The 10889-nt window shown below is 56.8% G+C and carries 16 protein-coding genes; 14 read left to right on the top strand and 2 right to left on the bottom strand.

The window, feature by feature from the left end; translation table 11 throughout:
- Positions 1 to 223, top strand: a 223-nt coding sequence (locus AC5EFR_RS16330; RefSeq protein ID WP_493576845.1) for a tail protein X, incomplete at its 5' end; no start/stop codon positions are given.
- Positions 224 to 240: 17 nt separating this feature from the next.
- Here AC5EFR_RS16330 and AC5EFR_RS16325 read toward each other — a convergent pair.
- Both AC5EFR_RS16325 and AC5EFR_RS16320 read right to left on the bottom strand, forming a co-directional pair.
- Entirely contained in the window at positions 241 to 924 is a 684-nt protein-coding gene (locus tag AC5EFR_RS16325) for a recombinase family protein (RefSeq protein WP_493576844.1), read from the bottom strand.
- Between the two features lie 69 nt (positions 925 to 993).
- A partial coding sequence (locus AC5EFR_RS16320) for a hypothetical protein (RefSeq protein WP_493576843.1) occupies positions 994 to 1274 on the bottom strand: 281 nt, incomplete at its 3' end.
- On the opposite strand from AC5EFR_RS16320, the gene AC5EFR_RS16315 reads away from it, so the two are divergent.
- From AC5EFR_RS16315 to AC5EFR_RS16255, 13 genes are all read left to right on the top strand, one after another.
- Positions 1257 to 1640, top strand: coding sequence for a TnsB C-terminal domain-containing protein (locus tag AC5EFR_RS16315; protein ID WP_493576842.1), 384 nt, complete (start codon positions 1257 to 1259; stop codon positions 1638 to 1640). The two genes, AC5EFR_RS16320 and AC5EFR_RS16315, sit on opposite strands and share 18 nt — an antisense overlap.
- 170 nt (positions 1641 to 1810) lie before the next feature.
- Positions 1811 to 2230 carry a Mu transposase C-terminal domain-containing protein gene (locus AC5EFR_RS16310; protein WP_493576841.1) on the top strand — a complete coding sequence of 140 codons (420 nt, stop codon included), beginning with the start codon at positions 1811 to 1813 and terminating at the stop codon, positions 2228 to 2230.
- 77 nt (positions 2231 to 2307) lie between these two features.
- The gene (locus AC5EFR_RS16305; RefSeq protein WP_493576840.1) at positions 2308 to 2616 is read left to right on the top strand and encodes a P-loop NTPase family protein; all 309 of its coding nucleotides are present in this window, start codon (positions 2308 to 2310) and stop codon (positions 2614 to 2616) included.
- Entirely contained in the window at positions 2568 to 3155 is a 588-nt protein-coding gene (locus AC5EFR_RS16300) for an AAA family ATPase (RefSeq protein ID WP_493576839.1), read from the top strand. The genes AC5EFR_RS16305 and AC5EFR_RS16300 overlap by 49 nt, the downstream gene beginning before the upstream one ends.
- A gap of 59 nt (positions 3156 to 3214) precedes the next feature.
- Positions 3215 to 4105 carry a LysR family transcriptional regulator gene (locus tag AC5EFR_RS16295; RefSeq protein ID WP_493576838.1) on the top strand — a complete coding sequence of 297 codons (891 nt, stop codon included), beginning with the start codon at positions 3215 to 3217 and terminating at the stop codon, positions 4103 to 4105.
- A 1041-nt stretch (positions 4106 to 5146) separates the two neighbouring features.
- Positions 5147 to 5410 (top strand): hypothetical protein, encoded by a 264-nt coding sequence (locus tag AC5EFR_RS16290; RefSeq protein WP_493576837.1) that lies wholly within the window; start codon positions 5147 to 5149, stop codon positions 5408 to 5410.
- Positions 5411 to 5539: 129 nt separating this feature from the next.
- Positions 5540 to 5980 carry a peptide-methionine (R)-S-oxide reductase MsrB gene (gene msrB / locus AC5EFR_RS16285; protein WP_493576836.1) on the top strand — a complete coding sequence of 147 codons (441 nt, stop codon included), beginning with the start codon at positions 5540 to 5542 and terminating at the stop codon, positions 5978 to 5980.
- On the top strand, positions 5977 to 6489 hold the full coding sequence (msrA, locus tag AC5EFR_RS16280) for a peptide-methionine (S)-S-oxide reductase MsrA (RefSeq protein ID WP_493576835.1): 513 nt from the start codon (positions 5977 to 5979) through the stop codon (positions 6487 to 6489). Before msrB ends, msrA begins: the two co-directional genes overlap by 4 nt.
- Before the next feature lie 3 nt (positions 6490 to 6492).
- Complete coding sequence (locus tag AC5EFR_RS16275) at positions 6493 to 7923, top strand: FAD/NAD(P)-binding protein (RefSeq protein WP_493576834.1); 1431 nt, start codon at positions 6493 to 6495, stop codon at positions 7921 to 7923.
- A gap of 5 nt (positions 7924 to 7928) precedes the next feature.
- The gene (locus tag AC5EFR_RS16270; RefSeq protein ID WP_493576833.1) at positions 7929 to 8429 is read left to right on the top strand and encodes a peroxiredoxin family protein; all 501 of its coding nucleotides are present in this window, start codon (positions 7929 to 7931) and stop codon (positions 8427 to 8429) included.
- Positions 8430 to 8485: 56 nt separating this feature from the next.
- Complete coding sequence (locus AC5EFR_RS16265) at positions 8486 to 8938, top strand: DUF417 family protein (RefSeq protein ID WP_493576832.1); 453 nt, start codon at positions 8486 to 8488, stop codon at positions 8936 to 8938.
- Between the two features lie 23 nt (positions 8939 to 8961).
- Positions 8962 to 10440, top strand: coding sequence for a protein adenylyltransferase SelO (locus AC5EFR_RS16260; RefSeq protein WP_493576831.1), 1479 nt, complete (start codon positions 8962 to 8964; stop codon positions 10438 to 10440).
- Positions 10441 to 10474: 34 nt separating this feature from the next.
- The gene (locus tag AC5EFR_RS16255) at positions 10475 to 10864 is read left to right on the top strand and encodes a hypothetical protein (RefSeq protein WP_493576830.1); all 390 of its coding nucleotides are present in this window, start codon (positions 10475 to 10477) and stop codon (positions 10862 to 10864) included.
- The last annotated feature ends 25 nt before the right edge of the window (positions 10865 to 10889 follow it).

Here is a 10889-nt window from a genome sequence, read left to right as displayed (position 1 = left end):
TTGTCGGGGGGCTGTTTTGATGGCAGAGTACCGCACGATTGATGGCGATATGGTGGACGCCATTTGCAAGACCCATTACGGGCGCGAAGACATGGCCGCGACGGTCTATGAGGCCAATCCCGGTTTGGCGGCGCGTGGCCCGGTTTTACCCAAAGGCATCGTGATCACCCTGCCAGATCAGCCACAAAGCGCGCCGGTCAAACCCATTCGGTTGTGGGGGTAGGGGATACAGATTGCGTTTCAAATCATCGCTGACGGCGCGGATGTGACGGCCAAATCCCAAGACCGTTTGGTGCGCCTGACCTGTGACTTTTCACGACAAATGGCGCTGATTTTTGCGCTTTTATTGGCACTCTCAGTGCGCTGGAGCCTGGGGTAGATCGTTGGTCTGGAGACGGCGAACACGTCCGCGAGATCGCTGATGGAGTAGTCCCCGGTGTCGTACATGCGGCGTAGTTCGCGGTGCTGTTTTTCGGAGAGCTTGGTTTTTTTGCCGCGCAGTTTGCCCTTGGCACGGGCGATCTTTATGCCGTCGCGGGTGCGCATCATGATCAGGTCGGTTTCAAACTCGGCGAAGGTGGCGAGGATGTTGAAGAATATCTTTCCCATCGGGTCGGTAGGATCATAGACTGCCGCACTCAAAGCGAGACGGATGCTGCGTTCGGCCAAGCCGTCTGTAATTGTGCGGGCATCCGGAGCTGAGCGTGCGAGCCGGTCGAGTTTGGTCACGACGAGTGTGTCGCCTTCACGCACCGCTGCGAGCGCCTGATCGAGTCCAGGTCGGGCGCGAGTCCGCCCTGTAAGGCCACGGTCGGTGTAGAGGCGTTCCGGGTTTACACCGAGGGCAATAAGAGCCTCGCGTTGCGCGGTCAGGTCCTGTTTGTCGGTGGAACAGCGCGCGTAGCCGACCTGGGTTGAAGTCACATCTTAAGTGTACGTTGAAGCCACCTCTATTGCAAAATTAATGCGTAGCATTCTGATGGTACATCATNNATCCTCGCCGCACTTTGCGTCGGTGGTTGGCGCGATACCGTGATGCCGGGCTTACTGGGGTGGTGCGGGGGCGGCGCTTTGATGCCGGACACCGGAAGTTGCACGCCGATCTGGCGCGGCAGGTCGAGACTCTGCGGTGCAGAAGCCACGTCTGTCAGCAGCTTCGATCCATCGGCGCATGGAGAAGGCTGCGAAAGCGGACGGCCATCACGCCCCTTCCTATGCAAACGGTCCGCAGGACCATCAATGCGCTCGATCCAGCCATGTTGTGCCTCGCCCATGAGGGCGCAGTCGCCTATCGCGACAGATACGAGCTGATCCACCGGCACCGGGCCGAGCGGCCTAATGCGGTCTGGCAGACGGATCACACCCAGCTCGATCTTCTGATCCTAGATACGAATAGCAAACCAGCACGCCCATGGGTCACCATCGTGCAGGATGACTATTCGCGTACGGTGGCGGGCTATTGCGTGTTCCTTGGCGCACCCTCTGCCTTGCAAACGGCCCTCGCTCTGCGTCAGGCAATCTGGCGCAAGGCGGAACCGGATTGGCCGATCTGCGGCATCCCCGAAACGTTCTACACAGATCATGGATCGGACTTCACCAGTCAGCACCTGGAGCAGGTGGCGGCGGAACTACGGATCTAGTTGGAGTTCTCGGCCGTCGCGCGCCCGCAGGGGCGCGGCAAAATCGAGCGTATATTCGGCACTGTGAACACCGAACTCTTGCCGGAGCTTCCGGGCTATCGTGTAGACGGAAAAACACGACGCCCGCCTGCGCGGTCGCTCTGCGAACTCGATCACGCCATGGGGGGCTTTTGATCGGCACGCACAATGCCCGCCGCCACAGCCAGATCAGCATGACTCCCAATGCCGCCTGGCACGGTGACGGCTGGTTGCTGAACCTGCCGGTGAGTGTCGAGGCGTTGGACCTGTTGTTGCTTACCGTCGCCAAATCCCGTCAGGTGCGGCGAGATGGTATCCGCTTTCAGGGGCTGCGCTTCATGGAACCGACACTGGCAGCCTTTGTCGGCGAGCATGTCACCATCCGTTACGACCCCCGCGACATGGCGGAAATCCGGGTGTTTCATCAGAACCGCTTTCTCCGCCGTGCAGTCAGCCCGGATCATGCCGGACACAGCATATCCCTCAAAGGCATCCATCAGGCGCGTGTGGCACGGCGGCGCTCCTTGAGGCAAGAGATCAAGGGGCGAACCGGGGCCGTGAGCAACCATTAACCGGATGCTGATCAGGAGCAAAAACCAAAGCCTGCGTCGAAATGCAAGATATTGCTTTACAAGGAAGATCGGCGCACATGACAAAGACCACCTTCATCGAAACAAGCGCCCACAAACGCTTCGTGGAGTTCGCCAAGACCGTCCGCAAGGATCGCACCATTGGGCTGTTCTACGGGCCCGCCGGGGGCGGCAAAACCCGTTCCGCCCGCCGCTATGCCAAAGGGGACATCGCAGAGCTGCTTTTGGAAAGCTGGGGACCGCGTGGCCCATCCAACGAAAAGGTCTACGCCGCCCTAGAACGGTCCGCAAAGACCTCAACCAACTGTGGAGCCGCGTCGTGGCCTGCATCGACCAGGGCCACCCGGCGCAGAAAGGCAAACTCGTGACTTCCCGGAACACACAGGTCGAGTTGATCATCGTCGATGAGGCCGAACGGCTGACCAACACGGCTCTGGAACATCTGCGCGAACAGTTCGACCGCGCCGAGATCGGACTGATCCTGATCGGCATGCCCGGCATCGAAAAACGCATGAGCCGCTATCCGCAGTTCTACAGCCGCATCGGATTTGCCCATCCCTATCCGCCGCTTTCACGCGAAGTCAGAAAACAGTGGCAAAAGCTGGGGAAGGCGTTCGATGTCGGCGACTTCGCTGGCGTTCAAGCTGCTGCCACCATCTCCCGCCTCATCGGGGCAACTTCCGGCTCCTCCAACGCCTCTTCAACCAGATCGACCGCATCATCCACATCAACGAACTGCGCGAAATCACCGAGGATGTCATCCAAGCCGCCGCCTCAACCCTTGGCATCGGAGCGGCCAATTAACGTGCAAAAATCAGGGCTATTTATCGTGAAAAGTCACAAATTCATCATCACTTTCGATGATCCAAATCATACTGGGAAACACCATCTATTTGAAGAATATTAAATATTCTGATATCCGGGGCGCAACTAGTAACGGACTGTTATAGAAGGCAAAATCGGCACATGGACCTCAATCAAGTCAGATATTTCCTGAATCTTTCCGAGTCGTTGAACTTCACTGAAGCTGCGCGGATCAGCGGCATTTCTCAACCGAGTCTCACCAAGGCGATCCAACGGCTCGAAGACGAGTTAGGCGGACCTGTTCTCTATCGTGATGGGAAGGATACACGGCTCACAGCCCTAGGGCGCGATCTAATCGTAGAGTTCATGCGCATTCAATCGGCAGTCGATAACATTTTTGAATTGGCGGAGAATTCCGTCGCCGGGCGGAGCCGAAAGATCAACATTGGTGTTGCAAGCACGATTGCGCCGGGTGGGTTTTCGAGGTTCTGGGCGCATGTCCTGAAAGAACTGCCTGAACTGGAAATTCTCCTTCACCCACTTGGTCCAGGCGAGTCCGAGGCAGAAGTATTGTCGGGCAAATATGACCTGTGTTTACTCACGAACCCGCCTGAGCCAAACTTCAAACTGACTGTTCAGCCGCTCTTTGAAGAGGGGCTACAGCTTGCGGTCGCCAGTGTTCATTTTCTGGCTGCACAGGATGAGATCACGACAGAAGAGATGATGGCACAGCCATATATTGACCGGCTGCACTGCGAATTCCGCACGCAGCTGATAAAGCACTTTATGGACCGTGATATCGTTATGCGCCCGCGATTCCAGTCAGAGCGTGAAGACTGGGTGCAGCAGATGGTGGCACAGGGCGCAGGAGTCTGTTCTCTGCCCGAAAGATCCGCAATCGTTGATGGGATCGTGTTGCGACCGGTCAAAGATCTTACCCTTTCTCGTAATGTCAGCATGGTTGCCGTTTCAGGTTCAGCAAATCCTCGGGAAGTTCGCGTCATCCTGGGGAAAGCCAAAGAATATGATTGGTCATCCCACGCGGATCGCTGAGTGGGTTAGACGCTTATGCAAAAGGGGCTCAAGTCGTTCGTTTTGCAAGAAGCTACAGAAACTATGCCCGCCGACCATTGGTCAAAACTCCCCCCTTTCCCCTAATTTGAACCGGGCTTTTTCAGCCGCTCTCAAGACAAGGAAGGGAGGGTTGCATGCGGAAATCAATCAGATTGGCATTGCTCGCTCAAATGTCCACAACACTACCTGCGATGGCCCAAGAAGGGTTTGTTTTGCGGGACAAACCATCAGCTCAGTGTCGCATCTATCTGTGAGTTTCGATTAACAGACCGACCTATGCACCAGACGAATCCATCGTGCGGCCTAACGGTTGGGAATAGTGGGTCTTTATCGGCTCTCCGCTGACCCCGGATGAGCTGAAGAGCGGGAAAACAACGGTCCGCGAGTTCCACAGCGTCGATATCGAACCCTCCGCATTCTATCACTATCGTTCGTTTGGCGAATTCCCCAACGGGACACAAATCGGGAAAGCGCGCAGGCTTACCTATCGCTCATCGGATGGAGACATGTGCTTCGATTTCAATGTGGAGACCGTTGCGTGTTTGGCCATATCTGGCTGGGGCTACTTTAACGGAGATAACTCTGGGGCATACATTGACGGTCAAAGGCACGACCCGCTTTGATGATCTCGGCGGCTGGGTTTACATGAATTTTAGCAAAGAGCGTCCATGGTCTCCAACCGCTGAGCCATTCGACCCGGCGTCATGCAATTCATGCCGCGAAGCGAATGGCGGCGATGACGTCGTGTTCACGCAGTTCTGCGCGACAATGATCCGAAACTTAAGCGTTGCGTTATTCCCGCCGCATTCGAAACCATAAAAGAGGAGAAAGCCTCGATCCGCCAACTTCCTACGGTTCTTAGCCCGGTGCCAGTGAACGAAGAAGAGCTTTTCGCCTATCTGCAGAACGGTGAGTACAAACTTTCGAGGCTCAGGAGGCCGAAGCACACCCGTCTGCCGGTCCGCATCTTGACTACGGTCATCCGTCAAAGGGTTCTTTTCGGGTGCGGTTGCTGAATCTTTGAGCGGTGGCCATGACGTGCAGCCCAAGGGAAGTGCGCTGGTCAAAGAACTATACAAGGAGGATTTAATTGAGCTGACTGGCTGGGCTGTCGCAGTGAAGACAGTAGAAGATAGCAATACCGGCAAAGGCTGGTTCTGGGGCGAGTACATGTCGACAGAAGGTTCGTCGATGAAACTTGTGGAAGCGGGCAATGGCGTTGGATTGTGTTCGGGATGTCACCGAGGCGGAACAGATTTCGTTTTGAGCCATTTGCCCGAATAACCAAGACAAACGCACCAAGACCCGCAGATCATTGCGGGTCTTTTCTTTGCATGGAAACTATAGCCCACCGCTATTTCACAAACGGGCTTCTTACCTCCATCTTACTCACAACGGAAGAAGGAGAAGCACATGCCATATGAAAAGACACAAGACGCCCTCTCCAGCCTGACACCGGAGCAATACCGCGTCACACAGGAAAACGGGACAGAGCGCGCCTTTTCTGGTGAGTACGACAAACACTTCGAGCCAGGCATCTATATTGATATCGTCACGGGTGAACCGCTCTTTGCATCGTCAGCCAAATTCAACTCCGGTTGCGGCTGGCCTGCGTTCTCGAAGCCGATCGACAATGTGACAGAGCACCATGACGCATCCCACGGGATGGTGCGCACCGAAGTTCGGTCAAAGCATGGCGACAGCCACTTGGGGCATGTATTCCCTGATGGGCCCGCTGAAAGAGGTGGCCTGCGCTACTGCATCAACTCGGCCAGCCTGCGCTTTGTGCCGAAAGACCAAATGGAAGCCGAGGGGTATGGCGCATACCTCGATCAAGTGGAGGAAAAGCGATGACTGAATGTGCGGTATTGGCCGGAGGCTGCTTCTGGGGCATGCAAGACCTAATTCGCAAGCTGCCGGGCGTCGAAAGCACCCGCGTGGGATACACCGGTGGTGATGTGAAATTTGCAACCTATCGCAACCACGGCACCCATGCCGAGGGGATCGAGATCATCTTTGATCCTGCAAAGATCAGCTATCGGGAGCTTCTGGAGTTTTTCTTCCAGATTCACGATCCGACCACGCTGAACCGGCAGGGCAATGATCGGGGAACCTCTTACCGCTCGGGCATCTACTACACGTCCGAAGAGCAGAAACAGGTGGCGCTCGACACGATCGCCGATGTAGACGCAAGCGGGATCTGGCCCGGCAAGGTGAAAACCGAAGTCGAGGAAGCTGGCGATTTCTGGGAAGCCGAACCGGAGCATCAGGACTACCTTAAGCGTTTTCCGAACGGCTATACTTGCCACTTTCCGCGCGCAAACTGGGTTCTGCCCAAGCGTTCGGCGACAGCGGCGGAATAAGCGGTGGATCGGCCTCGTCACCAACTCATCATCGGTGATGGGGCCAGCGCCGCCGCGCTTGCGAAATCCCCGCCGCTCATTGCGGGAGACACACTCACCATCTTGGGCTCCAACGCGGCTCAGCTAGGCCGCGGCCTAGCATATGACGATCACGCTGGAGGCGCACCTTGGCGATATGCGTATCTGATGAACTCCCCGTCAGGCGCGTTTGGAGATGAGTTTGTAAACTGGTTCGAGAGCAATTGGGATGGCATTCGCCCGATGATCTCTTCCTACCAACCTCGTTGGTTGGAGTTTGCAAAGGATCATCTGGCCGCAGGTGACTTTGGCGCGGTTTTTGCGCCTCGTAACGTCTTTGGCGATTTTCTCGCTGAAGCAGCGCGAGGTGCTTTGGCTGACCATGTTTCCAATGGTGTGACGGTCGAAAAGCGCACGGCACTGGCCAATGATCTGGCCAGAGACGCACACGGGTTCAGGATCACGCTCGCCACGGGTGAGGTGATCCGGGCGGACCGGGTGGACGTGGCCACCGGGGGTCCTTCGCCTCAACGTTTCGGGGCGGATAGCGGTCCTACGGCGTTCACGACGCTTTATGGCAACGAAGACGCGATTGCCGAGGTCCTGCGTCCGGGGCAGGAAGTAACCTGCCTCGGAGGCAACGCCGCGATGCTGGATGTTCTGCGTTTCATGCAGTCTGTCATGGACGAGCAGGACATCCGGCTACGGGTGATCACCCGTGGCACCGAGCCAGAGCCATTGATCTACACGCGGCCACGCAAGACGCCCGTCGAGCCGAGCCTTACAGGCCCCTTCGACTCCACCGAGGTGCTCTTGGCAGCGGTTGATGCGGAGATCGCAGGTTTCCGTTCAGGAGGTGCAAGCATGGCTGAGCTCAGACCGGGTTATCTGGCTTGGGTGGCCGAAATAGGCCTCAAGACATTGCTGCCATCACCAACGGAGCGGCGCAAAGTCATGAGGCAACTGGAGAGGCGGTTTCGGCGTGGCACGCACGACAGTCTGGCCGACTATGCTCGCTTACGCGCCAGCGGCCAGATCAACGAAGATCACGGCGAGATCATGCGGGTCTATGCCGAGGCGGCAAACAATGTTCGCATCCGTCTCAAACAAGCATGCACGGAGCGCACGGAGGAGATCGAAACACCTGTCGCGATCAACACCTCTGGGCCAGGCGACCAGTTTGCGGTGGACCTGCTAACCAGCGGCCTCATTCGCAAGGGCTGGCTGCGTATGAATGAAACGAAGACGGGCCTGATCGTCGGGCCTGGGCTTGAAACGGAGGTCGAGGGGCTTCGCTACCTCTCACCTGCGATCACCGAAATCGGCGAGGAGGTACTTGCCTTTCCGCTCTACGATGTCAGTGCGCTGACAGAACGAGCAGAGGCAGCAAACCGACGCGCCAAGTTAGAAAGGTAAGAGCCATGAACTTTGGACAACTTCGCAACACAGCACCCGAACTGCGCGTCAATGACTGGATCGACGCGGACGGCATTCCAATGAACAAACCGCTGCGGCTGGCCGACATGAAAGATGGGTACAAGATCATCTATTGCTTCCAGCACTGGTGCCCGGGCTGCCATTCGCGTGGCTTCCCAGCGCTGCGGTACCTGCACGACAACCTGAAAGAAAAAGGGTTCGACTTCGCCGTGATTCAGACGGTTTTTGAAGGTGCTGAAAGCAATACGTTCGACAAACTTCGCGTCAATCAGGAGCAATACGGGCTGAAAATCCCGTTTGGCCATGACACCCCCCCTAAAGGCGAACGCTACCCGACCTTCATGGAAGATTACCGCTCGGGTGGCACGCCCTGGTTCACAGTCATCGACCCGGAAGGGAACGTGGTTTACGCCGACTTCCGTCTTGACCCGCAGCGCTTTCTTTCCGCGCTCGGTGCCGACGATGTCGATTTGAAACGCGCTTGAAACAATGCTCCGGAGGTTGTTGCCGCCGGAGTAAAAACCAGAACGGGGGAATGACAATGGACACTATCGTAGACCTGATCCGCTGGATACCAGCCATGCTGTTGTTATCAGTGGCGCTTGCAATTGTCTTTTTAGCATTCGGCATCGCCAAATTTGCGCGGTATGAACAAGACGCCGTAAAGGCGCTTGTATCCACTCATCCAATTCTGCGGTTTGGCCCGAAGCTTATGACATCAGCAGGGTTCAGCATTTTTCTGGGCGTTGTCGAGTTGGGCACCGCACTGTTTCTGGTGCTGGGCATTCTGTTTCCGTCACTTGGGCTTTTAGGCGGGGTGCTCGGAGTTCTGACCTTTGTCGTCACACTCAGCCTTTTTCCATTCGTTCAGTTTTTTGAAGAGGGGGCCGGTCGGCTCTTTCTATCTTCGCGCGGGCAGTTCTTGATGAAAGACCTTGGTTTGCTGGCAGCCTGTTTCGCCGTCGCACACCATCATGCCCAAGTTCTCGCCTAATCCCCGCACAAGGAACCTCTGCCGTGTTAGATTCAACCGCCTTTAAATTCGAAAACACTTTCGCACGTGAGATGGAGGGCTTCTTCGTCCCGTGGGAAGGCGACAAAATTCCCGACCCGAGAATTGTCATTCTGAACACCAGCCTGGCAGCTGAGCTTGGCCTAGACGCAGAGGCGCTGTACACACCCGCCGGGGCGTCTGCCCTCTCTGGCGCTCAGGCCCCGAGCGGTGCGTCACCGCTTGCTATGGCTTATGCTGGTCACCAGTTTGGTGGATTCTCAGCGCAGCTAGGCGATGGGCGCGCGATCCTACTCGGTGAGCTTGTCGGCAAGGACGGTCATCGCCGTGATTTGCACCTCAAGGGTTCGGGACGCACACCGTTTTCGCGCGGTGGCGACGGCAAGGCGGTTCTTGGGCCAGTCCTGCGCGAATACCTGATGGGCGAGGCGATGCATGCGCTCGGCGTGCCGACCACGCGTGCGCTTGCAGCTGTGACCACGGGCGAGCAGATTGCACGCAATGGTTTGGAACAAGGCGCGGTCTTGGCACGCGTTGCGTCCTCTCACCTGCGCGTCGGAACATTCCAGTTCTTCGCGGCGCGCGGCGAGACAGAGAAAGTACGCAAATTGGCTGACTACGCGATACAGCGGCATTTCCCCGACATCGCGAAACAGGAAGATCGGTACCTTGAGTTCTTTCGTCGCGTGCGTGATGCGCAAGCCTCGCTGGTAGCACAATGGGTCAATATCGGCTTTGTGCATGGCGTGATGAACACCGACAACACGACCATCTCAGGCGAAACAATTGACTATGGCCCCTGTGCCTTTATCGACAGCTACGATCCGAAAGCCGTGTTCAGCTCGATCGATGAGCACGGCCGATACGCTTATGGCAACCAGCCTGTCATTATGCAGTGGAACCTGTCACGCTTTGCTGAGACGCTGATCGACCTCGTGAATCCCGAGGATAACGACGACGCGATCCGCCAGCTTACGAACGAAATCAACGCATTCCCCGTGCATTACCAGCAGGAATGGCTCAAGGGTATGCGGGCCAAAATGGGCTTGTTCAAAGACCTGCCCGAGGATCACGATCTGGCGAATGGGCTTCTGGCAGCTGCCGAAGGGCAAAACGTGGACTTCACGAAACTCTTTCGTGCGTTGGCTGGTTCTCTGCGCGGAGACGCGGCCTCGGTGCGCGCGCTCTTTGACGATACGGCGCAGGTTGATGCATGGCTCACGCTCTATCAGACACGCGTTGACCACGAGAACACTTCAGCCGGCGCAAGGTCAGATGCCATGGACAAGGTCAACCCGATCTACATCCCTCGTAATCACCTCGTCGAAGACGCACTCAAGGCGGCGGCAGAAGGTGACATAGGCCCCTTCCATAAGCTGTCGGGCGTTCTGTCCAAGCCGTATTCGCCGCAAGAGGGCGCGAAACGCTACGAAGAGCCTGCACCCAAGGATGCGCCCCGCCACATTACCTTCTGCGGCACGTGATGCCCCGTAAAATGATTTCTCATTGGAGACTTACATGAAAATCGACGCAACTGATGCCGCAACAGCCCTTTCAGAGCTGGCCGAGGCGGGCTTTACCCATGACTTTCGTTTCCAAAACGGCAAGATTGTCGATGTCAGTACAGGTCACGGTGTCAACACTTCGGACGTCACGGTCGCAGCGAAGCTGCGTTTTGAGACAGAGCCCGACCTTGGAGACGCCTCCAACATCTACGCGCGCAGCGTAGGTGAAACAGGAGTGCGCGGATTCTTGGTGGACGCTCTCGACCTCGAGGGCTCGGATTATCGCTACGGCTGTGAGCAAAAGCGAGCTCAATGCAGATCCGCAGAGATATATCCACAGACTAGGGGTTCCAGATTTCCCCGACTGTCCATTTGGCCAAGGCTTCACAATGCTGGGATTTGACACGGCAAAGCAGGAATACGTCTGG

This window comes from Pelagimonas sp., from assembly GCF_058892305.1.
Note: the sequence above shows the minus strand (reverse complement) of the source record. Positions and strands in the feature narration are given on the sequence as shown.

What these genes read in the sequence shown, in the direction of transcription:
- AC5EFR_RS16315 (WP_493576842.1), top strand. Translation starts at nt 1,257, where the DNA reads ATGTTGTGCCTCGCCCATGAGGGCGCAGTCGCCTATCGCGACAGATAC.
- AC5EFR_RS16305 (WP_493576840.1), top strand. Translation starts at nt 2,308, where the DNA reads ATGACAAAGACCACCTTCATCGAAACAAGCGCCCACAAACGCTTCGTG.
- AC5EFR_RS16295 (WP_493576838.1), top strand. Translation starts at nt 3,215, where the DNA reads ATGGACCTCAATCAAGTCAGATATTTCCTGAATCTTTCCGAGTCGTTG.
- msrB (WP_493576836.1), top strand. Translation starts at nt 5,540, where the DNA reads ATGCCATATGAAAAGACACAAGACGCCCTCTCCAGCCTGACACCGGAG.
- msrA (WP_493576835.1), top strand. Translation starts at nt 5,977, where the DNA reads ATGACTGAATGTGCGGTATTGGCCGGAGGCTGCTTCTGGGGCATGCAA.
- AC5EFR_RS16270 (WP_493576833.1), top strand. Translation starts at nt 7,929, where the DNA reads ATGAACTTTGGACAACTTCGCAACACAGCACCCGAACTGCGCGTCAAT.
- AC5EFR_RS16265 (WP_493576832.1), top strand. Translation starts at nt 8,486, where the DNA reads ATGGACACTATCGTAGACCTGATCCGCTGGATACCAGCCATGCTGTTG.
- AC5EFR_RS16255 (WP_493576830.1), top strand. Translation starts at nt 10,475, where the DNA reads ATGAAAATCGACGCAACTGATGCCGCAACAGCCCTTTCAGAGCTGGCC.